Source organism: Mycobacterium colombiense CECT 3035 (assembly GCF_002105755.1).
Classification (GTDB): Bacteria; Actinomycetota; Actinomycetes; order Mycobacteriales; family Mycobacteriaceae; genus Mycobacterium; species Mycobacterium colombiense.
Genome location: NZ_CP020821.1, coordinates 3979230 through 4003300 on the forward strand (window position 1 = coordinate 3979230; position 24071 = coordinate 4003300).

26 protein-coding genes and 1 pseudogene are annotated in these 24071 nt (G+C 66.5%); 7 read left to right on the forward strand and 20 right to left on the reverse strand.

From position 1 onward, the window contains the following. The first annotated feature begins 124 nt into the window (after positions 1-124). A complete protein-coding gene (locus B9D87_RS18650; protein WP_007771779.1) occupies positions 125-1342 on the forward strand; it encodes a cytochrome P450 in 1218 nt (405 codons plus the stop codon). Positions 1343-1362: 20 nt separating this feature from the next. On the opposite strand, the gene B9D87_RS18655 is transcribed toward B9D87_RS18650, so the two are convergent. After that, positions 1363-1785: an ATP-binding protein gene (locus tag B9D87_RS18655; protein ID WP_007771778.1), complete on the reverse strand. Its 423-nt coding sequence runs from the start codon at positions 1783-1785 to the stop codon at positions 1363-1365. 152 nt (positions 1786-1937) lie between these two features. Beyond that, the gene (locus tag B9D87_RS18660) at positions 1938-2861 is read right to left on the reverse strand and encodes a 2-hydroxyacid dehydrogenase (RefSeq protein ID WP_415623692.1); all 924 of its coding nucleotides are present in this window, start codon (positions 2859-2861) and stop codon (positions 1938-1940) included. A gap of 141 nt (positions 2862-3002) precedes the next feature. On the opposite strand from B9D87_RS18660, the gene B9D87_RS18665 reads away from it, so the two are divergent. After that, positions 3003-3860, forward strand: coding sequence for an LLM class F420-dependent oxidoreductase (locus tag B9D87_RS18665; RefSeq protein ID WP_007771776.1), 858 nt, complete (start codon positions 3003-3005; stop codon positions 3858-3860). A 13-nt stretch (positions 3861-3873) separates the two neighbouring features. On the opposite strand, the gene B9D87_RS18670 is transcribed toward B9D87_RS18665, so the two are convergent. Together B9D87_RS18670 and B9D87_RS18675 are read right to left on the reverse strand one after the other, a co-directional pair. Next, on the reverse strand, positions 3874-5457 hold the full coding sequence (locus B9D87_RS18670; protein WP_007771775.1) for a SulP family inorganic anion transporter: 1584 nt from the start codon (positions 5455-5457) through the stop codon (positions 3874-3876). A 288-nt stretch (positions 5458-5745) separates the two neighbouring features. Then, the gene (locus tag B9D87_RS18675) at positions 5746-6168 is read right to left on the reverse strand and encodes a nitroreductase family deazaflavin-dependent oxidoreductase (RefSeq protein ID WP_007771774.1); all 423 of its coding nucleotides are present in this window, start codon (positions 6166-6168) and stop codon (positions 5746-5748) included. Positions 6169-6285: 117 nt separating this feature from the next. Between B9D87_RS18675 and B9D87_RS18680 the strand changes: the two genes are divergently transcribed. Together B9D87_RS18680 and B9D87_RS18685 are read left to right on the forward strand one after the other, a co-directional pair. Further along, positions 6286-7191 carry a class I SAM-dependent methyltransferase gene (locus B9D87_RS18680; RefSeq protein ID WP_007771773.1) on the forward strand — a complete coding sequence of 302 codons (906 nt, stop codon included), beginning with the start codon at positions 6286-6288 and terminating at the stop codon, positions 7189-7191. Positions 7192-7329: 138 nt separating this feature from the next. Then, entirely contained in the window at positions 7330-8019 is a 690-nt protein-coding gene (locus tag B9D87_RS18685) for a class I SAM-dependent methyltransferase (protein WP_007771772.1), read from the forward strand. 20 nt (positions 8020-8039) lie between these two features. On the opposite strand, the gene B9D87_RS27950 is transcribed toward B9D87_RS18685, so the two are convergent. From B9D87_RS27950 to B9D87_RS18700, 4 genes and pseudogenes are all read right to left on the reverse strand, one after another. After that, positions 8040-8399: a PPW family C-terminal domain-containing PPE protein gene (locus B9D87_RS27950; protein WP_254425539.1), complete on the reverse strand. Its 360-nt coding sequence runs from the start codon at positions 8397-8399 to the stop codon at positions 8040-8042. Positions 8400-9265: 866 nt separating this feature from the next. Then, positions 9266-9748 (reverse strand): annotated as a pseudogene (locus tag B9D87_RS27995) (PPE family protein); the annotation flags it as partial. A gap of 2 nt (positions 9749-9750) precedes the next feature. Continuing rightward, entirely contained in the window at positions 9751-10056 is a 306-nt protein-coding gene (locus B9D87_RS18695; protein WP_007771768.1) for a PE family protein, read from the reverse strand. Continuing rightward, the gene (locus tag B9D87_RS18700) at positions 10053-10634 is read right to left on the reverse strand and encodes a hypothetical protein (protein WP_007771767.1); all 582 of its coding nucleotides are present in this window, start codon (positions 10632-10634) and stop codon (positions 10053-10055) included. The genes B9D87_RS18695 and B9D87_RS18700 overlap by 4 nt, the downstream gene beginning before the upstream one ends. A 71-nt stretch (positions 10635-10705) precedes the next feature. On the opposite strand from B9D87_RS18700, the gene B9D87_RS18705 reads away from it, so the two are divergent. From B9D87_RS18705 to B9D87_RS27075, 3 genes are all read left to right on the forward strand, one after another. Then, entirely contained in the window at positions 10706-11131 is a 426-nt protein-coding gene (locus B9D87_RS18705; protein ID WP_040630525.1) for a hypothetical protein, read from the forward strand. Continuing rightward, the gene (locus tag B9D87_RS18710; protein WP_007771765.1) at positions 11128-11916 is read left to right on the forward strand and encodes a hypothetical protein; all 789 of its coding nucleotides are present in this window, start codon (positions 11128-11130) and stop codon (positions 11914-11916) included. The genes B9D87_RS18705 and B9D87_RS18710 overlap by 4 nt, the downstream gene beginning before the upstream one ends. Positions 11917-12031: 115 nt before the next feature. Continuing rightward, positions 12032-12199 (forward strand): hypothetical protein, encoded by a 168-nt coding sequence (locus B9D87_RS27075; protein WP_167540316.1) that lies wholly within the window; start codon positions 12032-12034, stop codon positions 12197-12199. A 55-nt stretch (positions 12200-12254) separates the two neighbouring features. Here B9D87_RS27075 and B9D87_RS18715 read toward each other — a convergent pair whose 3' ends face one another. From B9D87_RS18715 to B9D87_RS18770, 12 genes are all read right to left on the reverse strand, one after another. Further along, positions 12255-12602: a hypothetical protein gene (locus B9D87_RS18715; protein WP_007771764.1), complete on the reverse strand. Its 348-nt coding sequence runs from the start codon at positions 12600-12602 to the stop codon at positions 12255-12257. 9 nt (positions 12603-12611) lie between these two features. After that, positions 12612-12836, reverse strand: coding sequence for a hypothetical protein (locus B9D87_RS18720; protein WP_007771763.1), 225 nt, complete (start codon positions 12834-12836; stop codon positions 12612-12614). A 285-nt stretch (positions 12837-13121) separates the two neighbouring features. Next, entirely contained in the window at positions 13122-14384 is a 1263-nt protein-coding gene (locus B9D87_RS18725) for a TetR/AcrR family transcriptional regulator (RefSeq protein WP_040630522.1), read from the reverse strand. A gap of 129 nt (positions 14385-14513) precedes the next feature. Continuing rightward, on the reverse strand, positions 14514-15293 hold the full coding sequence (locus tag B9D87_RS18730) for a mannan-binding family protein (protein ID WP_007771761.1): 780 nt from the start codon (positions 15291-15293) through the stop codon (positions 14514-14516). A 17-nt stretch (positions 15294-15310) separates the two neighbouring features. Further along, positions 15311-15907 carry an Rv1363c family protein gene (locus B9D87_RS18735; RefSeq protein WP_007771759.1) on the reverse strand — a complete coding sequence of 199 codons (597 nt, stop codon included), beginning with the start codon at positions 15905-15907 and terminating at the stop codon, positions 15311-15313. Between the two features lie 36 nt (positions 15908-15943). Then, a complete protein-coding gene (locus tag B9D87_RS18740; protein ID WP_007771758.1) occupies positions 15944-17194 on the reverse strand; it encodes an MlaD family protein in 1251 nt (416 codons plus the stop codon). Beyond that, the gene (locus B9D87_RS18745; RefSeq protein WP_040630518.1) at positions 17191-18423 is read right to left on the reverse strand and encodes an MlaD family protein; all 1233 of its coding nucleotides are present in this window, start codon (positions 18421-18423) and stop codon (positions 17191-17193) included. Before B9D87_RS18745 ends, B9D87_RS18740 begins: the two co-directional genes overlap by 4 nt. Before the next feature lie 2 nt (positions 18424-18425). Continuing rightward, positions 18426-19541, reverse strand: a complete 1116-nt coding sequence (locus B9D87_RS18750; protein ID WP_007771756.1) for an MCE family protein — start codon at positions 19539-19541, stop codon at positions 18426-18428. Further along, positions 19538-20584, reverse strand: coding sequence for an MCE family protein (locus tag B9D87_RS18755; protein ID WP_007771754.1), 1047 nt, complete (start codon positions 20582-20584; stop codon positions 19538-19540). Before B9D87_RS18755 ends, B9D87_RS18750 begins: the two co-directional genes overlap by 4 nt. After that, positions 20577-21656 (reverse strand): MlaD family protein, encoded by a 1080-nt coding sequence (locus B9D87_RS18760; protein ID WP_007771753.1) that lies wholly within the window; start codon positions 21654-21656, stop codon positions 20577-20579. The genes B9D87_RS18755 and B9D87_RS18760 overlap by 8 nt, the downstream gene beginning before the upstream one ends. Beyond that, a complete protein-coding gene (locus tag B9D87_RS18765) occupies positions 21653-23212 on the reverse strand; it encodes an MlaD family protein (RefSeq protein ID WP_007771752.1) in 1560 nt (519 codons plus the stop codon). The genes B9D87_RS18760 and B9D87_RS18765 overlap by 4 nt, the downstream gene beginning before the upstream one ends. Beyond that, positions 23213-24070: an MlaE family ABC transporter permease gene (locus tag B9D87_RS18770; RefSeq protein ID WP_007771750.1), complete on the reverse strand. Its 858-nt coding sequence runs from the start codon at positions 24068-24070 to the stop codon at positions 23213-23215. Position 24071 lies beyond the last annotated feature (1 nt).

Here is a 24071-nt window from a genome sequence, read left to right on the forward strand (position 1 = left end):
TCGGTGTGGCGGCCCGCCGGCGCGCGGCCCGACTTGCCGAGCGCGCGGAACCTTTTGTGGGGAATACCACAGTTCCTACTGTAAGGTTCACGGTAGCCCAGCGCAGGCGGGAGAAGGGTGAACCGTGCCAAGCACCATCGATACGCGCAACCAGCTACGGCCCGATATCGACCTGACCGACGGCGCCTTCTATGCGGGCGATTCGCGGTCGGTCTATCGATGGATGCGCGAGAACGAACCGGTCTTTCGGGACCGCAATGGCCTGGCGGCCGCGGCGAGCTACCAGGCGGTGATCGACGCCGAGCGTGCACCGGAGTTGTTCTCCAACGCCGGCGGTATCCGGCCCGACCAGGACGCGCCGCCGATGATGATCGCGATGGACGACCCCGCGCACCTGCTGCGACGCAAGCTGGTCAATGCGGGCTTTACCCGCAAACGCGTCAAGGACAGGGAGCACTCGATCGGCGCGCTGTGTGATGCGTTGATCGACAACGTCTGTGAGCGGGGCGAGTGCGACTTCGTCTGGGATCTCGCCGCGCCGCTTCCGATGGCGGTGATCGGTGACATGCTCGGGGTGCTTCCGGAGGAGCGCCAGATGTTCCTTCGCTGGTCCGACGACATGGTGACCTTGCTCAGCAGCACGACCGCGCAGGAGGATTTCCAGGTCTCGGTGGATGCCTTCGCCGCCTACACCGAATACATGACCGGCATGATCGCGGCGCGCAAGGCGGATCCGACCGATGACCTGGTCAGTGTGCTGGTACATGCGGAGGTGGACGGCGAAAAGCTGGCGGACCACGAGATCGTCACCGAGGTGTTGCTACTCCTGATCGGCGGCGACGAGACCACTCGGCACACGCTGTCCGGCGGTACCGCGCAGATTCTGCGGCACCCGCAACAGCACCAGCGGCTGGTCAACGACGTGGCGCTGCTGCCCAACGCGATCGAGGAGATGCTGCGCTGGACGGCCCCGGTCAAGAACATGGCCCGCACCATGACCGCCGATGTGGACTTCCACGGCGCACAGCTGCAGCGCGGCGAGAAGATCATCCTGCTGTTCGAATCGGCCAACTTCGATGAGGCGGTGTTCGGTGATCCGGAGAACTTCCGCATCGACCGCTACCCCAACAATCATCTGGCCTTCGGGTTCGGGACGCACTTCTGTCTGGGCAATCAGCTGGCGCGCCTGGAGCTGTCGATGATGCTCGAGCGCCTGCTGAAACGCCTGCCGGATATGCGGCTGGCGTCCGGCGAGCCGCTGCCGCTGCGCCCGGCGAACTTTGTCAGCGGCCTGGAAAAGATGCCGGTGAAGTTCACGCCGGCGCCACGATCAGGCGCCTGAGTTCGGGCGGTAGCGGCGCTTCAACGTGGGTGCTGCCCGGCCTCGGTGTCGGTCGCGTAATCCAGGTAGACACTGGTGCCGTTGGGGCGGGCGTGGATGGTGCAGTGGTCGGCGAGGCCGTGCATCAGCATGATCCCGCGCGACGCGTGGGGGTCGCTGGAGTGCCTGGACGAGGGCTTCCGCCAGTTTCCGCGGTCGCTGACGCAGACGCGGATCGACTCGGCGTCCGGGTCGTAGCTGGCCTGAAGTTTCATGGCGCCCGCCTGGTGATGCGAGCGGTAAGCGTGTTCGACACAATTCGCCAACGCCTCGTTGACGCCCAGGACGACGTCCTCGCGGATCTCCTTCGGCGCGCGCACGTCGTACTGCAGCCACCGTTGCAGCGCACGGCGCCATTCCGCCGCCGTGTCGGGGCGGGCTGTGCCGGCGAGCGTCAGCCGCACCGGCGTGGCAGTCTCCGGCAGTAGTGGACTCATAAATGCCGCATACCCAGATGCGGATAGGGCAATAACCTTCGGCGAGTATCGCTTCGGCCACAGATGAATTGCCGTCCCGAATCGCCAGGTCACGGTGTCGAACCGCGTTCGAGCAGCCTCTAACGGCGCGGCGGCAGGACGGGTGTGACCAATTCGCCCGTTTCGAGGTAGCGGTCGAGATTGCGGATCGCCAGCAGCGCCATGGCCCGCCGGGTTCGCGCGGTGGCGCTGCCGACATGCGGGAGCAGCACGACGTTGTCCAGGTCGAACAATTCGGCCGGTACCTGCGGTTCTTCGGCGAAGACGTCCAGCCCCGCGCCCGCCAGTTCCCCGGCCGCCAGCAATTCCACCAGGGCGTCCTGGTCGACGACGCTGCCCCGCGCGATGTTGATCAGATAGCCCTCGCGACCCAGGGCCCGCAGCACCGCGCGGTCGACCAGCTTGTGCGCGTCGCGGTCGCCCGTGGTGGCGATGACCAGGACGTCGACCGACTCGGCGAGCTCCATCGGCGACTCCGCATAGCGGAAGGGCGATCCCTCGATGCGGCGGCGGTTGTGATAGGCGATGGCGCAGTCGAATCCGAGCAGCCGGGTCGCGATCGCCGAACCGATGCGGCCCAGGCCCAGAATGCCGACCTGCAGGCCGCTGACATCCCTGGCATAGGGAAACGCGCCGTCGCGTGCCCATCGACCGGCGCGCACGTAGCGATCGGCGGCACCGAAACGGCGCAGTGTCATCAGGATCAGGCCCACCGCGGTGTCGGCGACCGTGTCCGACAGCACGTCGGGAGTGTTGCTCACGCCGATGCCGCGGCGCTTCGCCGCGCCCAAATCGATCAGATCCACCCCGGCCCCGTTGTTGACGATGGCCTCCAGGTTGGGTAGCGCCGCGATGGTGGCGGCATCGACGCCGGGCGATCCCGACGTCACCAGCACGCGCACGCCGGCGCCTTGCTCGGCCAGGAACTGTGCTCGCGCGGGGCCGTCGGGCAGCTTCGGAATCGCGTAACGCGCAGCCAGCTCTTGTTCGAATGTGGGCTCCATCTCACCGACGCGCAGCACGCCACTGACCCTGTTCACCGTCACGACTACATCATCCTGGAAGCCGGTGAGCCGCGCCGGTTGGTGTGCCGCGTCTTTCGCTGCACGGGGAAGTAATCCGGATGCGACGTGGTTGCACAGCCCATGCGCATCGGAGTCGTCTTCCCGCAAACCGAGCTCGGCTCGGACCCCGCCGTCCTGCGCACGTACGGCCAGCGCGTCGAGGAACTCGGCTTCGTGCACATCCTCGCCTACGACCACGTCGTCGGTGCCGACCCCACGGTGCATCACGACTTCCAGGGCCCTTACGACATCGACGCGACGTTTCATGAGCCGTTCGTCATGCTGGGCTACCTGGCCGCGGTCACCTCGCTGGAACTCGTCACCGGGGTGGTCATCTTGCCGCAACGCCAAACGGTGCTGGCGGCCAAGCAGGCCGCCGAGGTCGATGTGCTCACCGGGGGCCGCTTCAGATTCGGAATCGGGTTGGGCTGGAACGCCGTTGAGTACGAGGCGCTCGGCGAGTCGTTCACCAACCGCGGCAAACGCTCCGAGGAACAGGTCGAGCTGATGCGTAAGCTGTGGACCGAAAGGTCGGTCACCTACCACGGCAAATACCACACCGTGACCGGGGCCGGCCTGTCGCCGCTGCCGGCCCAGCGCCCGATACCGGTGTGGTTCGGTGCAGCCTCCGACCGCGCCTACGAACGCGCCGGCCGCCTCGGCGACGGCTGGTTTCCGATGGTGGAGCCCGGGCCGGGCCTCGACCACGCCCTCGAACAGGTGAGCCGCGCGGCCGAATCGGCCGGCCGCGACCCCAAGAGCCTCGGAATGGAAGGCCGGGTCAGCTGGATCGCAGACCGCGACAAGCTCGCCGCCATCATCGCCGGATGGAAAGCCGCAGGCGCCAGCCATCTTTCGGTCAACACCATGAAGGCCGGCTTCGCGAATGTCGATGAACACCTTGCCGCCTTGGAGCAGGTCGCCGCCGACCTGAAGTAGCCGCGCCGGTCGGTTACTTGGCGCCTGACGCCGACAACTCCTCGACCAGGCTCAGGTGCACGTTACGACGGTTGGCCTTCGATGACTTCCTCTCGGTGTCAACGGATTCCACGAGGCCGGTGGTGGCCAGGGCGTCAACTTCATGCGCGTCGACGGTGTCACGAACGTGGACCTGCCCGCCGGTGGCGCAGTGCCGGCGCTGCCAGTCGCTGATCGCCTGGTGGGCCGCATGATCGAGATAATTCGTGAGCAGGTGGATGGTGACCGACGTGCGTTCGGGCACCGAGGCCAGGACTCCGGTCAGGCGTGGCAACGCCAGGAAGGTGCACGCGCCCTCGACGACGACGTGCCATCCGTCACCGACGGGTTCGGCCTCGATCCTGGCTCGCACCACCCGCCATCCGGTCACGGCGACGGCCAGCGCCAGGCCGATCATCACGCCGTGCAGCAGGTTGAGGAAGACGACACAGACCACCGTCACCAGGTAGACGGCGAGATCACCGTTGCGCAAAGCCGTTTCGATGTGTGCGGGCTTCAGCAGCTCGATGCCGATGACGATGAGCAGGCCGGCAAGCGCCGCGGTGGGGATCTTTTCGACGAGTCCCGCGAACGGTACGGCGAACAGCAGTACCCAGAAGCCGTGCATGATCGTCGAGGCGCGCGTCTTGGCGCCGGCGTTCACGTTGGCGGCGCTGCGCACGATCACACCCGCGATGGGAAGCCCGCCGATGGCGCCCGACGCGATGTTCGCCGCGCCCTGCCCGATCAGCTCGCGGTTGAAATCGGTCCGCGCGCCGGTGTGCATGCGATCGATCGATACCGCCGTAAGCAGGCTCTGCACGCTGGTGATCAAGGTGACGGTGATGACGGCGACGACGACGGCTCCCCAATTCCCGTGCGGCACGGACGGCAGGCGCAGCGCATCCAGCACCGAGCCGTCCAGCACGATGCGGGACACGTTGAACGGGAACATGACTGAAATAGCCGTGACGGCCACTATCGCGACGAGGGGGCCGGGGACCTTGGCGATCCGGGCCGGAACCCAGCGCCAGGCAACCAGAATGGCGATCACGAGCAGGCCCAAGACGAGTCCCGGCCGGTGCGCACCCATGATCTGGGCGGGCAGTCCGGTGACGTTGCTCCAGGCCGAGCTCTTCGACGCGCCACCCAGCAGCACATGCACCTGTTGCAGCGCAATCGTGATGCCGATGCCGGCCAGCATCGCGTGCACCACCACCGGCGATATCGCCAAGGCGGCGCGGGCAATCCGGCTGAACCCCAACAAGACTTGCAGGATCCCCGCGATCACCGTGATGAAACAGGTGATGGCCCAGCCAAACTGGGAGACCAGCTCGGCGACGACAACGGTCAGCCCGGCCGCGGGGCCGCTGACCTGTAACGGTGATCCGCCGATCCATCCGCCGATCACTCCCCCGACGATCGCTGCGATCAGGCCGGCGAGAACCGGCGCGTCCGACGCGATCGCGATGCCGAGCGACAACGGCAGCGCCACCAAGAACACCACCAACGAGGCGGGCAGGTCGTGTTGGAGGACCTCACGAACCTTGTCGCGTGGCGACGGCGCTCCCTCCTCCATGCCCTGCGGTTCTGGCTGTTTCGCGTGTTGCACTGGCCCTCCCCTGAAATGGTCATCGGCGGTGGGCTTTTCGATCTCCACCCGGCCACGGCTGGCGATAATACGTAAAGCCGTGCAGCGCAGGCGATTACAAATACCTGAACGACGTTGTTCGGCGGAACATGCCTGGCCTATGCGTTCGAAGGTAAGTGGGCCGCAGACGGAGGGTCAACCGGACTAGCCGAGTGCATATCGAATGCAAATTTTTTTCGGCACCCGGTGCCAGCGGGCTGCCGGGGCCGGAAGCGACTACTCCAGGACGAAGACGGGGATCTGCCGCGCCGTCTTTGCCTTGTATTCCGCGTATGGGGGAAACGCCTCAACGGCGCGTTGCCACCACTCCTCGCGCTCGGCTCCCTCGAGCTCGCGAGCCGTCAACCGGACAGCCTTGTCGCCGTCTTGCAGCGTCACCGCGGGATTCGCCTTGAGGTTGTAATACCAGACCGGATGCTCCGGGGCGCCGCCGTGTGACGCGACAATGACGTAGCGGCCATCCTTCTCGACGCGCATCAACGGGACGTAGCGCTGCTTGCCGGACTTCGCCCCGGTGACGGTCAGCAGAACGATCGGCCGATCGAAGACCTCGACTCCGTCGGTCGTGCCCCGACTCAATATCTGCTCGGTCTGGTCGCGCACCCAACCCCGCGGGCTCAATTCGATTTCGTCAGCCATACCTACAGCGAACACCCGCGGCCTACCGCCGCATTCCCCGGGTCCCGCCTGCCCAGGAGTACAGTTGGGTAGTCGATTAAATAAGCTAACTAAATGCGCGCAGGTCGCGGAGGGGAGATGGGCGTGGCCCGCACCGAGAACGACACATGGGATCTGGCTTCCAGCGTCGGGGCCACGGCGACGGCCGTCGCCGCACAGCGGGCGATCGCGTCCCAAGGCCCCGACGCCTTGCTGAACGACCCCTGGGCCGATCCGCTCGTCCGCGCGGTGGGCAGCGAGGTCTTCATCAAGCTGCTTGACAACAAGCTTGACCGCAGCGACGATCCGCTGCTGAACCGCCAGGCCGTGAACGAGCAGATCACCGTGCGCACCCGGTTCTTCGACGACTTCTTCGTGCGGGCAACCGAATCGGGTATCCGCCAGGCCGTCATTCTGGCGTCCGGCCTCGACACCAGGGCCTACCGGCTGCCCTGGCCGGCGGGCACGGTCGTGTACGAGATCGACCAACCCGAAGTGATCGCATTCAAGACGCGAACCCTGGCCGATCTGGGTGCCACGCCCGCCGCGGAGCGCCGCATCGTGCCGGTCGACCTGCGCGACGACTGGCCGTCGGCCCTCGCGGCGGCCGGGTTCGACGCCCGCAAGCCGACCGCGTGGAGCGCCGAGGGGCTATTGGTCTACCTGCCGCCCGACGCGCAGGACCGGTTGTTCGACAACATCGTCGCCGTTTCGGCGCCGGGTAGCCGGATCGCCACCGAGCACATGGACCTGCGCGACATCCCCTCCGATTGGGCGCAGAAGCTCACCGAGCGGTCTCAACGCATCGGCTCCAACATCAACCTGGCCGAGTTGTTCTACACCGGCGAGCGCAACGCCGCCGCCGAATACCTGGCCGAACGCGGTTGGCGGGTTGACATACGGACAACAGAGCAGGCCTTCGCCGCGCAGGGATTCGCGGTCCCCAAAGACGAGCTGGCCTCGTTCGGCGAAGCGTCGGGCTACCTGACCGCGACCCTCAAGTAGGAGCAACCCCTCACCCCAGGCCGGGGTTAGCGGCGCGCCAATTTCGTCCGGCAACCAGCTGCCATCCAGCGAACCGACGGCCGCCCCTCTATATCAGGGCCATTGACATATATAAGGGCCGTTGATATAAACGAAATCATGACGCAACCGACTCACGAGATGTTCGAATCCGCCTACCGGGGCGAGGCTCCCGAGATGGGCGAGGGCAACCGGCCGCCGTGGAGCATCGGCGAGCCTCAGCCAGAGATCGCGGCCCTCATCGAGGACGGTAAGTTCCACGGCGACGTGCTCGATGCCGGTTGCGGCGAGGCGGCGGTCTCGCTGTTCCTCGCCGAGCGTGGCTTCACCACGGTGGGTCTGGACCAGTCCCCCACCGCCATCGCGCTGGCAACCGAGAAGGCCGCCCGGCGGGGACTTACCAGGGCCACCTTCGACGTCGCGGATATCAGCGACTTCGCCGGTTACGACGGGCGCTTCGGAACCATCGTCGACAGCACCCTGTTCCACTCGATGCCCGTCGAATTGCGTGACGGTTATCAGCAGTCGATCGTGCGGGCCGCGGCGCCCGGCGCCTCGTACTTCGTGCTTGTCTTCGATCGCGCCGCGATGCCGGCCGAGGGCCCCGTCAATGCGGTCACCGAACCCGAGTTGCGCGAGGTGGTCTCGAAGTATTGGGTGATCGACGAAATCCGGCCGGTCCGCATCCACGCCAACGTGCCCGAGAGTTTCCTGGCGGGCTTTGAGGCCTTCGCCGGTGCCGACATTCGCGACGAGGAGAACGGTCGCAAGTCCGTGGGCGCCTGGTTGCTGTCGGCACACCTCGGCTGACCGCACACGGAGGGCGCGGCCTATGGGCCGTCCCAGCTCTCCGGCAGCATCGGTATGCGGGCGCCGTCACCGGATTCGTTGCCGGCCAACGTGTTCAGGCCCGAAGCGCGCACGTCCGGTTTGGGTAGTGTGCCGGTGAAGCCCCGTATCGAACCGCCGGAGTCCGATGGCCGATACCGATCCGGCACTGCCGACGTGATCGCGACTGCTTCGTCGTCGGCCTCGATGAATTCGTAGCGGTATCCGGGATCGAAGACCGATCGCGGACGCCGGCGGGAGCGACCCTGCTCCTGCTCGACCGCCGCGACGCCGGCCGCCGATGCTGCCGTCTGCCCGGCGGCTAGCGCGCTTCTGGCCCGGGTTTGCGCCTTCGATTCCATGCCGAGGCCGACGCTGCCCACCATGTAGCCGAAGCCCTCGGCCCCGGTGACGGGGGCCGGGGTACGGGCGGGATCGCCGGCGGAGCAATCGCGGAGGCTACGGGTGCAGGGCTCGATGCCACCGATGTCGCCGGCGCTATCGGGCTGGTCGGGGCCATCGGAGCCATCGCCGGAGCGCCCGACACCAGCGGCGGTTGCACACCCACCGCGGCGGGCTGCGGCATGGCAGCGGGAGCGGGAACGCTCGCCGGTGCGGCCAACCCGGCCAACCCCGCCAGACCCGCCAGACCGGCCAGCCCTCCCAGGCTGGTGATGGACAGGCTCAAGCCGACCTGCAGTAGCAGCGGCAACTCTTGGAGGATGAACCGCAGCGTCCGGATGGTCCAGTTGATGATCCGGTAGGTCTGCCACGCGATGAAATAGTTGATCAGCGCCGGGAACTGGGACGGGTTGAGCAGACCCGAAAGGTTCTGCTGGAGCCAGGCCACGGCCTGAGCGTTGCCGTTGAAGAAATTCCCTAGATTCTGCAGGTACTCCGACGGGCTCCAGTTCGGCTGGCCCTGACCGGGGATCTGCTCACCGTCGGGCCCGAACAGCATTTCCCAGATCTCTTCTGGGGTGGGCAGCTGAAAGGAACCCGTACCGCCGCCGCCCCCGGCACCGGTCCCACCGCCGGTGCCGCTTCCCGCTCCGGTGCCAGTTCCGGTTCCGGTACCAGTCCCCGTCCCAGTTCCGGTCCCAGTGCCAGTACCCGTGCCCGTTCCGGTACCCGTGCCCGTTCCGGTGCCTGTGCCCGTTCCGGACCCGCTGCCGCTGCCGGCCTTCCCTCCGGTTCCCGACCCGGCAACACTGCTCATTTGCACGGCTTCGGTCGTCGCCTGATAGGTGGTCATGGTGGTGGCCGCCTGGGTCCACATCCGCGCGTAGTCAGCCTCGTTGACCGCGATCGGAATCGTGTTGACCCCAAAGAAATTCGTCGCCACCAAGGCCGCGTGGGTCGCATGGTTGGCGGCCAGTTCCGGCAGCGTCGGCATCGCGGCCAGCGCGACGGTGTATGCGGTGGCCACCCCCTGATGTTGGGCGGCCGCCTCGGCGCTCAACGCGCCAGCCAGCTGTAGCCACGCCAGATATGGCATGTGCGCGGCGACATACCGATCGGCGGTCGGGCCGTCCCAGACCGGCGCGGATCCGGTCAATACGGCCGTCAATTCCGTTGCCGCCGAATCGTATTCGGTGCTCAACGATGTCCAGGTTGTTGCGGCCGCGAGCAGCGGGCCGGGCCCCGGGCCGCTGCTCAGCAGCGTCGAGTGCACTTCTGGCGGAAGGGCCATCCACACCGGTGCGGTCATCGTCAGCCGGCGCCCAGGTAAGTCGACGCGCCCGCCGCATCGCCGGCGACGTAGTTGACGCCGGCCAGACTCACCCCCAACCCGGCCCGCCCCAACACTTCAACACCCTTGGCCGCCGCGGCCGAATGCTGGCTGCCACGCTCACTGAACACCGCGGCGGCCACCAGGGATACGGGGTCGGCCGCCGGTGGAACCACCACCGAGACCACCGGGGCCGCGGCCGCATGCACGGCCGCCAGTTGAGCGGTGATAGCGTCGACCGCCGCGCTCGTTGCGGCCAGACCCTCGGGAAGTACTCGCAACGTCATACCGGCCGCTCCTTATATCGGCTTCCGTCAAAAAATGCGCCGGCCCGCACCGACGGCGGACGACCCAGACCAAGCGCCACCACCCAGGCGAGCAGGCCGGCCACAAACCCAAAAACCAGGTGCCAGCCGGCCCGCTCGAGCATCCCGTTCGATGCCCAGGCTGACAGGTTGGCTCCCGAGTGCCCCGAAAAGACCGAACTAGCCAGCGCGACAAGGTGAATGGGCGCGCTCGCGACCGCGAGCAACCACCGGCGCACCCGCACCACGGGAAGGGAAGCCAGGGCATACAGCAACGCGGCGGCGGCCACATATCGACTGCTCCACAACGGATCGCTCAACCCGTGCATCGGCAACGCTGCGATCGATGACGCCGCACCGACCGCGAGCACCGTCTCGCGCCGTGCCGTCACCAGCGCAACCGCCACCAGCATGGTCAGCCAGACCAACCCACGGTGTCCCGGCAGAGCCAGCGGAATCCGGACGTCGGTGGAGGCGATGATGATGCCGACCGCGAGCAGTGGGAACGCCACCTCCCGGACGGCAGTGAGCCCGGCCGCCGGTCGTTGCATCACGGTCATGCGGGGATCATAAATCGCCAGGACCTACACTTATCCTTATTTACGGCGTATTCACAGGATGGGATCCGTAAATGCGCAGAAATAAGCGTCTGGCTCGGGCGATTGCGGTCCTGGTCGTGAGCACCGGGCTCGTCGCGTGCGGCGGGTCGGAGACCGGGCTGCAACTCGTCGTGCAGGAGAACCACCAAGTGCTGCAACGATTCACCATCTCGCAGCTTCGGCAGCTCCCTCAGGTGGAGATCGCCACGCCGCAATCACGCGGCGCACAGGTCCAGAAGGGACCCAGCGTGCGTTCGATCCTCAATGCCGCGGGCGCGACCGGCGTCATCGGGGTGCGGGTGGAAGGCCGCGACCCGGCCCAGACCCTGACGGCGGCCGAGCTCGATGATCGGACCATTCTCGGCTTCACCAAACGCGACACACTCAAGCTCACGGGCGCAACACTCGGCCGTGACCAGTGGGTTCGCGATGTCACCGACCTGGTGGTCAATCCATGACGGGCCGCACCGCGCTGGCCGATGTGGACCTCCTGATCGGCATCGACGACACCGACAACCCCTATACGCCCGGCACGGGCCGGCGAGCCCGGGCCCTGCTCCACGAGCTGCAAGCGGCGGGCCTCGGCTCCCCCGCGGGCGCCACGCGTCATCAGCTGCTCGTCGACGACCGAATCCCGTATACGTCCCATAACTCGAGCGCCTGCCTGGCCTGGCGGAGCCCCGACGGCGATCCACACGCGGTTCGAACCGGGATCATCGAACTCGCCGGGCAATTCCTCGAACGGGTATGCCCTCCCGATGCCGACCCCGGGCTGGCCGTCGTCGTTCCGGGCGAACTCGCCGGCGCCGCGCCACGACTGATCGAACTCGGGCGCAGCGCCAAGCGAGAAGTGTTGCATCCCAGCGAAGCCCGCGAACTCGCCGCGGCGCTCGGTGTGCATCTGTCCGGTCACGGAGGTACCCGCGAGGGCATGACCGGCGCGCTCGCGGCGGTCGGACTGCACCTGTCCGGCAACGACGGGCTGTTCATCACTTTGCCCGGCATCCGCAAACTGCCCGACCAGGCCACCGTGGAGACGGTTTTCGGCATGGCGCCCATCGACCTCGCTCGCGATGCCATGCACCGTCAGCCCCGCTCCGGCGAGGTGATCGAACTGGGCGACTGGGTGCGCCCGGTGCTGCTCGACGGGCTGGCCGTATTGCTCCTCGAGCCGCCGCGTCAGCAGGACAACGGGAGCAGAACATGGCGAACGGCACCCCGCGCGGTGGTCAAGCAATATTGACTCCCAACGCCGCCGTGAGCAGCGCGATCGGCACCGACCGAATTCGCCGGGTTTCGCGGCCCGTCATTCGGGAGATCCTGACTTGAGGCAGTGCAGACGTTCAGAGGAGATCTCGGTGGATCAGCAAGTCAACTCCGACCCGCCCGCTAGGCCCGAGGACGCGCGGCGGGCAACCGAGGAACAGCGCAAGCTGCAGGAACAACTCGATCACCAGGGCGAAGATCCAGACGGCCCGGGATTGCACCAATCTCGGCACGACCTTCCCGACGAGAGCACCCGGTAGTCGGCGAAAGCCGGTTATTCGCACGGCGTTTGGTCCCGTTTAGCCGCCGTCGGACTCAGGATGGGGATTGCGCCGCGGATTTCGACGGCGCCGGGCGCCGGTGGTCATGGGCGAGTACCGCTGCCGCCTCCCAGGTCAGCGCCATCCCGCCCAGGACCGCGGTCGGGATGGCCCACAGCCGTCGCACCATCAGCGCGCTACCACATTGGTCAATGTAGTTGGAACCCGGCGGGCCGACGGCGCTTGACGCCTGGTCCAGCTCCGTCGTAAAGCCGTTGCCGCACTTGACTTGCCAGCCGAACTGATCGTATGCGTCGATGAATACCGGGAGGTACAGCGCGAAGAGCCCCCCGGCCAAGAACACCACGGCAGCGAACACGATCAGCGGCCCGCGGTTGACCATGCGAGGCCCCTAGGTCATGCACACGTTGGCGAAAAGCAGCACCGGCCACGACACGATCGAGCCGAGGAAGGACACCACCAGATCGGCGCCGTGCATGTCGTGCAGATGCTGGGTGTGGGTGCTCGACCAGATCACGCCGACGATCAGGTAGGGGGTCCCCAGCAGGATCGCCAGGCCCAGCAGTTCGGCAACGGTCAACTGATACTCCAGGAGTGTGCGAATCCTGGCGAGCATGGGCATGCCTTTCGCGCGGGCGCTGCCGGGTTCGAAGCCGGCCCACCCCGAAATGATGAGGACCCACCGCGCCCCGGCGTGCAGATCAGACGCACCTATGTTAATGCCCGTTCGCAGGATTTGGTAGTGCCGGGCATCGATCGGCTGCGCTTGGCTACCGCGGCTGATTGCGGAGATACGGTGTCGGAACGGGACGTTCGATCGACCTGAGGCTACGGCGAGGCGAATGTCCGACCAGCAAGTGGCGGCCCATTCTTCGGATGACGCCCGGCTCCCAACGCTCGGTCAGCGGCGTTGACGGCCGGTTCGAGGCGTATCGCGGGACGTTTTGGCCGGTCGTCCCAGCACCGTGACCTCCATCAGGCGGCGCACCGTCAGGCCGGCGGCCGCGCTGGTGTTGGGGTAGACCAGCCGCCCGATGTCCACCGCGAGCGCGAACGCGGCGTGGACTGCGTATCGCGCGCGGCCGAGCGTGAGGTCCGGGCTGGCCGCGACCGCGAGGCTGGCCCAGGATTCAACGGTGGAGCGCTGAATGTTGTACAGCAGCACCGCATCCGTGTCCGGCAGGTTGTGACGCTCGGTGTAATAGACGCATGCCAGTTCGGGATTGGCGAACGACCGGTTGACGTAGGCCTCGATGAGTTGCGCCAGCGCCTGTTCCGGGTCGGCGTTCGTGGCGAGGATGCTGGACAGGTCGCCGGAGAGTTGGTCGGCGGCGCGCCGGTAGTAGACCGCCAGAATGGCGGCCTTGCCCGGAAAGTACTGATAGATGCTGGCAACCGGAATGCCCACCGCCGCGGCGATGTCCTCCATCCCGGTTTCGCGATAGCCGCGCTCGTTGAACAGGCGCATCGACTCGTGCAACAGAAGCTCGTAGCTTCCGGCGGCGCTGGTCAGCGTCGACGACCGGGGCTGGTCGGGTCCGCGACCCCGCTGGCTAGGTAACTCGGCTTGCAGCACCGCGCTGGCGATATCGGCCAACGCGGCACGGATCTCGGCGTTACCCAGGCGGGACCGGTGGTCGGTGATGCTGCCGATGACACTCAGGGTGGCCGCCGACAGGATCCACCGTTGCGGCGACGTCAATTTCGGTCGCAGCCTCATCAGGGGACGCTGCAGGCGCCGGTTGATCAGTTTGATCTGTTCGGCCAGAGCGCGCTGATCGTCGCCCCGCAGGTAGCGGCCCTCCCACCGATACAGTCCGCCGGCGGTGCGGTTGACGATCGTGGTCTCGATCAGCGCACCCGTGAGCGCTCGGAGCTGTTCCTCGGGATCGCCATCGGCGGGCAAGGCCTCCGCGAACGCGGTGGCGTCGACGAGTTGCTGCCCCAGCGCCAAGAAGACGTCACGGAACAGGTCGTATTTGCCCTGCGAGTGGCGATACAACGCGGCCGCGGAGATTCCCACCCGCGCCGCGATGTTCTCCATGCTGACCGCGTGATAGCCCAACTCGCTGAACGCATCGGTGGCGGCCCGGGCGATTTGGACCTTGCGGTCCTTCGGGCGCCGCTTCACCTGATCTGCGGACGAGCGGCTAGCCGACGGCATACAGATCACCGTAGCCGCAGCGGCGGCTGTCCGGGCGATCGGTGGACCACCGGAATCGCGCGGTCGGCGAGCCGAGCGCGCACGGCGGGACGCAGCGTTGTACCCGAGGTCATCAGACGTCTATCCCCGTTACGCTCCGCCGAATTCCGGACGCAGCACCGAGCCGAGTGCGCTGAGCGGAATGTGCGGCTCGACGGCGCCTCCGTCCATCGACCACTGCTCGGACTGCCCGTACTGGATGGGAGAGTCGTGGCCGACCGGATAGTCCGGCATGTACAAGATCAGCTCGTCGGGCGTGAGCGCCCACGCCTTATAGCCCCCCGAGAACACCTTGTCCGGTGTCCATCGATCGACGGTGAACGGATAGGTGCCCGGATTGTGCTGCCAGGCGGCGCGGTCGAGTGCCTCTTGGATGAACGGCTCGGCCAGCGGCGGGATGGCGGTCAGCGGGTCCACCCCCGGCTTGGTGATGTCGGCCAGCTGTAACCGCCTGCCGCCCGCCATATCGAACGTGAACGTGCGATAGGCGTTGTTGAACGCCGGGCCGTCGGCGTGGTAGTCCTCGTGGAAGGCCACGCTGAGCGCGCGCCCGTGGGAGAACACCTGATAGTTCTCCTCGCCCCAGCTGTCCTGGACCATCGAAGCGCCCTTGGCACGCCAGCTGTTCATCAGGTTGCGCAGGTACTCGCGGACCGGTGGTCCGCTGGTGGGGTTCTCGATCAGATCCCCGGGCAACGCTATCTTGATGTCGCGGACGGCTTTTCGCTCGGACAGCACCGAGGTGTGGCAGTACTGCCCGCCCCAATCTCCGCCGAGATCGCCGCAGAACGACTGCGCCGACGCCGTTGCGGCCGGTGCGCTCAACACCGCCGTCGTCACCGCTGCCATGGCCACCGAGAGCCGGATCATCCGCACAGTCGAACGTCCTAGGGCAATTCGACTTTGCTGGCCAGCCAGCGGCCACCGACGTTTTCCATCGTGACCTTCATCCGGCTTCGGTCCACCCGGCCGTCGGGGCGCACCGCGTTGCTGACCGTCTGGTCCACCATCAACAACACCACCACCTTGTTCTTGCTTTGCGATTGGATCGCGGAGTCCACCACCGTGCCGTGTGCGGCCGCCTTGTTGTCGATGAGCAACTGCCGAAGCTGAGCACTGGCTTTGGTGTAGGTGTCCTTGAATTCCCCTGTGGCTCCGTCGAGTACGGCGGAGAAGTTCTGGTCGACCTGGTTGGAATCGATGCTCGTCAGCACCTGGGCATAGTTGACCGCGGTCCGCTCGGCGGCCTGCCCGGCCTGGCTCACCGTGTGCTCGTCCCATAGCTTCCAGCCCAGCCCGCCGGCGAGGCCGACCGCTCCCGCGTAGACAGCGACGACGAGCGCGATGCGGGCGTAGCGTTTCCACGGCCGGGCGCCGCCATTCGCGATGCGCCGGCCGGCGTCGGCGGTGGCCTCCTGGTCGTCATCGGGCGGCTTCTCGATGCCTTCGCCCGTGCTGCACTCCTGCTCTGCGGTGATCGTCACGGTGGTGCCTCCTTGCGGTCTGGAATGCTCGTGGGTTCAGTGGGGCGGCTCTATCGGCAGCACAGGCCCGCCGTACGGGGTGGGAATGGTGAAGCGCCCCTTCGGGGTTGGGTCCGCCGTTTGACCGAGGTCGGCGCCGGGCGGCGGCCCCGCGGTGTCATCGCCACCCGGTCGCGGCGCATTCTTCGCGCCCCGGACCAACACCTGGGGATCGTCGTCTCGACAGTAGGTGTAGAGGAAGGGTTCGGGGTAGTCCGCCGATGACGATGGCCGCCGCGGGGTGCCGTAGTCGCAGGTGTAGCGCGGGTAGATGTCGGCGGTCGCCCACAGTCCATGCTCGTGCATGGTCGTCATCAGGGCCTCGAGTGTGGAGCCGCGATAGTCGGGGAAGACCGCGTTCAACGCCGGGATGCGCACGTAGATGATCCGCGCGGTGGTCACCAGGTTGGCCAGCAAGCCCACCATGGTGTCGGAGTTGTCGTCGAACAGGTTGTCCACCGTGGACAGGGCGTGCGGGGTCTGATCGACGAATTTACGGTAGCCGCGGTCCATTTTGTTCACGCCGGTCATGAGATCGCCGACGTTGCGCGACGTCGCACCGAGCCCGGCGTTCTTGTCGGACAGGGTGGTCAGCACCACCCGGCTGGTCTTCAGCATGCTCACCGTCTGCGGCAGCACCGGGTCGATCGTCGACAACAGGAAGGTCGAACCGTCGATGATGTCGGTGAGCTTCTGCGGGCCCTCCTTGCTCAAACTCAGTTCCCGCTTGACGATTTCGAGCTTCTTCGGGTCGGTTTGGGCCAGTAGCCCGTCGGCGTCAGCGAGCACCTGTGACAGCGGGATGGGTGTGGCGGTGTGCTGCGGACCGATCACGCTGCCGTTCGACAGGAACGGACCGGCGTCGGACGCCGGCTCGAAATCGATGTACTGCTCGCCGGCCGGGGACAGCCCGGACACTCGTACCGGGCTGGCGGCGGGGATCTTGGTATTGGCTTTGATATTGGCGATGACCTCGACGCCGGTGGGTGTGGGACGCAGCGACTGAATGCGCCCCACCCGGATCCCCCGGACCGATACGTCTTGGTTGGCCAGTAGCCCGCCCGAGTCGGGCAGCCGGATGGTGACCCGGTAGGTCGATTCCAGCGGATTGATCCGTAGCGCTCCCAGCGCCAGGTAGGTCACGCCGACCACCAGGGTCAGCACCAGCGCGAGCCCGGACAGCCAGGCGCGCCGGCGGTGGCCGGCCCTGACGGCACCGACGACGAATCCGCCGATCGTCTCGATCATCGCGGTGGCTCCGGAATCATGGGATCGGGTGGCGCCTCACCGGGAGGCGCGGGTGGAAGCGGCGGACCGACCGGCGTCCACGGGCTTTGACCCATTGGTGTTTGGGGCCCACGGCCCACGACCCGCTCCTGCAGCCGCCACAGAACGTACTTGATCGAGCCGATCATGTAGTTCCAGTCGCGGCGCATAGGGCCGTGAAACGCCGGGTCCCCCTTGAACCCGCCGGTTTCCGCTCCGGTACCCGGCCGCGAACCCATGACCAGCCGGTCGAAGCTGCCGCGCACCGAGATCGCCTGGCTGGGAGTGGCTTTCACGAACGGCGGAATCAACCGGTTCAGGCCGGCGAGGCTGGTATCGGGGCTCAGCACGACGTCGTTCCATGCGGCGGCGATGGTGTTGGCGTCCTTGATGACGCTACGGCCCGTCTTGTCGGTCCCGGCGATGGACGGGAACCTGGACAGCTGATGCGTCGTGGCACCGAGTTCGCCGACCACGTCGGCGATTTCGTCGGCGTTGCTGGACAACACGTTGGTCGCCGGCCCGATGGCTTGCAGGACGTCGGTGATCGCCTGGTTCTTCTGGTCCAGCCGGTCGGCAAGGGCGGCCGTTTCGGTCACCGCGGCATCGATCTGGTCCGAGCGCGAATTGAGTTTCCTTAGAAGGAGATTGGTTCGGTTGATCAGGTCTCCGAATGCCCGTCCCTGGTCGCCGGTCGCCTTGCCGGCGCCGTTGACGATATTCGTGAAATTGCGGACCGAGCCTCCATTGACCAGCAGCGCGGCCGAGCTGAGCACGCTCTCCACGGTGGCGGCGGCGCGGGTGGCCGGCAGGCCGATGGTGTCGCCGCTCTTCAGTAGTGGCGCGCCGGGGTCGATCGGGGCCGGCGGCTTGATCGCCACGAACACGTCACCGAGCGGGGTCGCCGACCGCAGCTCGGCGGTGCTGCCGACCGGGACGCGGACCCCGTCCATGATTCGCAGCGTCGTCACCGCGGTGTAGTTGCGCGCGACCATCGATTCGAGCTGCCCGACATCGGCGCCGGCGAGTTTGACCTTCGCATGGGCCGGCAGGTTCAACGCGTTGGAGAAGACGGCGTTGAGCACGTATCCGCCGTTGCCGATGCCCGGTGCCGGCAGCGGCAGGCTGGACAACCCGTTGGTGGCGCAACCGGAGCTGACCATGACTGCGGCGAGCCCCACCGTCAACGCTTTGTGCTTGGCCGCGTTCATCACTACTGCCCCATCGCCGAGAGACCGTCGAGAATGTAGGTCAGGCCGAAGTCGGGCCCATAGTCTTGCAGTGTGCCTGTGCTGCAGCCGAGTTGGCGCAGGTGCATGAGGTTGCAGAGCTCCTTGGCGGACTGGCTATCGGTCAGCGCCTTATCGAGCAGCCCGTGCACGCGTATCGCGCCGTTGTTCTGATCGACGGTGTTGTACAGGTTCTCCAGCGTCATGGGGAGCACGTCGAGCATCTCCGAAACCCCGCGCTGGTCTTCGATGATGGTCTTGGCGGCGGTGTCGCCGTTGCGCACCGCCTGCTTGAGGTTGTCCCGGTTCTGCTCGAGTAGCATGGCGACCTCCTCGAGGATTCGGTTGATGGTGCGCCCAGTGCTACCGGTTCCGAGCTTTTCGTCGGCGAGCATCTGGCTGAGCTGCCGTGTCGTGGAACCGAATTGGCGCAGCTTGGTGTCATTGCGTGCGGCCGCGTCGGTGATCGAGCTGAGGTCGGTGATGATCGTGGTCAGCTGCTCGCGGGTGGTTCCGCCACGCTCGGAGCTGAGCCGCAGAGCGTTGGAGAGCTCGTCGAGGGCCGACAGGATCTTCTTGCCATTGCCGTCGGTGATGGCGACCGCGGAGTCGCTCAGGTCGGCGATGGGTCCGCCGCCCTTTCCGTCGCCCTTGAGCGATTTGGACACCTTGTCGAGCATGTCGAGCACGCGATCGAAGGCCACCGGCGTCTTGGTTCGGGTCAGTCCGATCGTGTCGTGGTTCTTCAGCACCGGCCCACCCCGGTACGGCGGGGTCAGTTCGACCTGCCGATCGGTGAGGATGGAGGTGGTGATCGTGACCGCGCGGGCGGCGGCCGGGATCCTGACCTTCTTGTCCACCGTCAGCTCGGCCTCGACGTAACTGCCTTTCGAGGTGACCTTGCTGACCTTGCCCACCGGCATGCCGAGGACCGCAACGACGTTGCCTTCGTAAAGGCCGGCGGCGCTGTCGAATTGCGCGGTCACCGTCATGGTGTCCAGCCGGGACTTGACGTAATGGCCGACTACCCCGATGGTGACGGCGGCCAGCGCCGCGGCCGCGGCGCCCACGGCGATGAGCTTGCGCCTGCCGGAAATCATTTGCAGTCCTTGAAGTACTGGATCATCTTGAATTCCTTGGCGCGACCGCTGATGGCACACATCCACGAATCGATCGCGAGGCCGTTGGGCAGGTTGAACTCGACGACCGGTCCGTAACCGGTGGCGTTGGTCAGGCCGCGCAGGGCCACCGGGGCGACCTGCAGAAGATTGCGCAACAGGTCATCGTGCTGGCCGACCATGTTCGTCAGTTCGTGCAGGTTGGCGAACAACTCGTCGAGCAAAGGCCGGTTGTTGACCACGACCTTGTCGAGCTGGTCGACAAGGTCCGTCAGGCCGGCGAACATGGCATGGAACGTGGCTTCGCGCGCGACCAGGTGTCCGAGCAGATCCTGTCCCTGATCCATCAGGTGCCCGATGTTGGTCTGCTGGCGCCGCAGGGTATTGACCACCCGCTCAGTGCTTTTCAGCAGCGTGCCGAGCTGGCCCCGGCGGTCCGCAGTGATCGTGGACAGGGTCTGCAGATTCGCGACGGCCTGCGGAATCAGTGGCGGCACCCCGCCGAGCTGCTTGCCCAGCACCGCGAGCGACTGGGCGAACTGGTCGGAGTCGACTTGCTCGAAGGTCGTGGTCGCGTCCTCGAGCAGCGATTGCAGGTCGTAGGGCACCTCGGTGTGTGCCAGGCCGATCGTCTTGGCCGGCAGCGAGCCCGGTCCGTCGGGCACCAGCTCGAGGTAGCGTGAACCGAGGATCGTCATCACCTTGATCACCGCTCGGGTGTCCTTGCCCAGCGCCACGTTGTCGCGCACGCTCAAACCCGCTTCCACGTGATCGCCATCGAGTTTCATGCTGGTGACGTGCCCGACTTCGATGCCGGCGATGGTGACAGGGTTTCCGGGTCGCAGCGTTGCGGCTTGCAGGAATTCGGCGGTGTAGTGCGTATACCCGACACCGAGAAGCTTGATTCCCAATGCGGCCGCGACGAGGACGGCGACCAGCACCAGTCCCGCCAGCCCGAGCCAGGTCCTGTTGTACGACTCCAGCGGGCGGCGCCGCGCCCACCGGGCCGGCAGCGATTCAGCCATTGGCCATGTTCCTGCATCGCGGGGTGTGCCACCCCAGGTTCTTTGTGGTGATCGGATACGCGTTGCCCGGCGTGGCGGCGTTGACGATGAAGGTGGTGATGTCGTTGAGACCGGGGAAGAAGCCGGCCGCGTTCAGGTCGCACGCGTAGGCATTGCCGTAGGAGCCCTCGCTGACGATTCGCGCAAAGCCCTTGAGCAGCAACGGCAGATTGTCACCGGTGAAGGCCAGCTGGGGTTCGATGCCGGCCATGTGCTTGCTGAACCCGGGCTCGCGGGTGATCAGTTCGTTCAGCGACGGATCCACGTCGTCGGCGATCGCCGAGAGCCGACGGGTCACCTGAGCGATCGAGCCCACCGAGTCCTGCAGCGACGCACGCCTGCCGTCGAAATTGGCGACCGCAGCACGTGTTTGGTCCAGTGCGTGATCGAGGTCGTCGTTCTGGCGGGCGACGGTGTCGGTGACCTTGGTGAGGCTGCTGATGAGGTCGCCCAGCGATTGATCGCGGGCGGACAACGTGCGGGTGATCGTCGACGTCTGCTCCACCAGCAGCGGGATGGACGCCTGATCACCCTGCAGCGACTGCAGCACGCCCTTGGTCAGGTCGTCGGCGTCCTTGGCGTTGAGCAAGGTGAACAGCGGCTCGAAACCGTTGAGCAACTTACCGACATCGAAGGACGGGTCGGTCTGCTGCACCGGTATCACGCTTCCGGCGGGCAGCGGTCCGCGGTTTCCGATTTCTCCCAACGACAAGCCCAGGTAGCGCTGCCCGATGATGTTCTGGTAGGTCACCGACGCGACGGTGTTGCCGTACAGGCGCTGCTCGTTTTCGACGATGAACGAGACCTTTGCCAATTTGCCGGTGAGTTCCACGTTTTCGACGCGGCCGACCCGCACGCCGGCCATCCGGACGTCATCGCCGACGCGTAACCCGTACACGTCGGTGAACATCGCCGCGTAGCCGGTGGTCGGTCCGGCCACGTCGCGCCGCAGGGTGGCGTACACCATCCAGGTCACGGCGATGGCGAGTGCCATGAACATCGACAGACCGATCAGCGGACCCCGGACCTTCATTTCGGCCCACCCGCCGGCTGCTGCCGGGGTGTCAGCGAGACCGCCGTGCCGCGCGCCACCGGGCCGAGCAGCAACTGCGTCGCCACCGACGCCGGCCGTCCCTGGCCGGTGATCCAACCCAGCTGGTCGCGCTCGCGTTGGCTGCCAACCGGACCGACGTTTCCGCCGTACCCCGATGGTGCGACCGCACCGGGCCGTCCCGGGTTCGGTGCCGGCGGCGGACCCTCAGGGGGCGGCGCGTCGTCGGGATCGGCGGTTCCCGGAACTCGGGGAGCCGGGCCGGTCGGCCACGGCCACCACGGCAGCGGCGGATTGGGGTCCTGCAGGTTCGGGTTGGGGTTGTAGAGCGGCGGCCCGACGGGGACGAGGTTGTTGTCGGGCCCGATCCGGGTTCCCGGCGGCGGCGCCAGATCCGCGGGCGGATGGTAGTTCTGCGGCAGCAGAACTTCGGGCAGGTCGGGGCGCACCGCAATGGTCGGGGCGGTATAGCAACTCGGCCCGAGTAACTGACCGTAACGGGGGCAGTCGGCGCGCGTATAGGTGTAGGTCGGGGTCAGCGCCAGATTGACCCGCATGTTTCCCGTGTCGAGTTCGGGATCCCATACCTCCTGGAAGAACTTGTCGGACAACCGGTTCAGTCTGGTGAAGATCGGCACGAACTTATCGCTGTGCAGCGCGAACACACCCAGGGCCGGCGTGAGGTGCTGCGTCATCTCGATCAGCTGATCGGTGTGGTTGTCGAACGCTTGCCGGCTCACCCCGAAGGTGTGGTGCGAACCGGTGACCAGAGACCGGAACTGCTCACGCTTTTCGACCAGGGTCTGCATCGGTTTGACCGCGTCATGCAGGACGTCGACAAGGTCGGGCGCCGTGGACTGCAGGCCGCGGGTGGCATCCAGCAGCGCTGAAACTGTAGAGGGTCCGGGGTCGGTCGTGACGATCCCGTTGAGCTCATCGAGCACCCGGGTCATCTGCGCGCCGGCGGCGAGCAGCGCGGGGCGCCGGTTATTTGTGGCGGCCGCGACGGCGGCCAGTATTCCCACGCTGTGGTCTTCGCGGCCGCGGCCGGTCGCGGCAAGGATGTCACGCAGCTTGCTGATCGTGGTCTGGAAGATCACCGTGGAAAGCTGCGAGTCTTCCGGGATGCGCGCGCCGCTGCGGATGCTCGAACTCGGGCGGCCGTCGACGAGTTGCACCGACGAGACCGCGAACACGTTACTGGGCACCACACGTGCGGTCACCGCACCCGGAATGTCCTTGGCGTATTCGGGTTTGAGGTTGATATGCACATAGTTGGGTTTGCCGTAGGCCGCCGGGATCACGTTGTCGACGGCGCCGACGAGCAGCCCGTGATATTTCACATCGGAGCGGGCCGGCAATCCGTCGCCGACGTTGGTCAACTCGGCGACCACGCGGATGTAGTCGTTGAGCCGGCCGGTGGATTTCAGCAGAAGGCTGCCCGTGACCAGGCTCGCTATCAGCAGCACCGCGGCACCCATGGCGAGCAGCTGATGGTCGGAAGGGCCCCGCCCGTCGAAATCCAATGAATTCGCCATTCAACCACCGAATCTCGCGCCGGCGTCGATGCTCCACAGCGCCATCGTGAGCAGCATGTTGACCATGATCACCACGGTGATGCTCGCCCGCATGGCATGCCCGGCGGCTACCCCGACGCCCTCCGGGCCGCCGGAGGCATAGAAGCCGTAGTAGCACTGCACGGTCGACGAAAGCCACACGAAGACAACGCACTTGATCACCGAGTAGGCGATGTCTTTGGCGCTCAGCATCATGGTGAAGTAATGCAGGTACGGGCCGACGGATCCACCGCTGATCACCTCGGCGACGACCTGACACGTCAGATAGGTCACCGCCAGGCAGGCGATGTAGAGCGGTATCACCGCGATCACGGAGGCCATGAGCCGCGTCGTGACCAGGAACGGAATGGGGCGGATGGCCAGCGATTCCAGGGCATCGATCTCTTCGGCGATACGCATGGCACCCAGCTGCGCGGTGAACCGGCAGCCGGCCTGCATCGCGAAAGCCAGCGATGCCATGATCGGCGCCAGCTCACGGGTGTTGACCAGTGAGGAGATGATGCCGGTGGCGGGACCCAGGCCGAGGAGATTGAGGAAGTTGTAACCCTCCACGGCGACCAGTGCGCCTGCGGTGAATCCGAGTACCACCGCGACGCCTGCCGTGCCACCACCGACGACGATCGAGCCGTTGCCCCACGCGATGTTCGACAGCAATCGCAGGAATTCCGTGCGGTATTGGCGCAGCACGGACGGGACGGCGAGCACGGCCCGGGCGAAGAACAGCAGCATGTGGCCCAACCGCATGGTCGGGGCGGCCGCCGCCCGATAGGCGCCGAGGATCGGCCGGGCGAGCGTGGGGACGTACGTGGACGCCGTCATG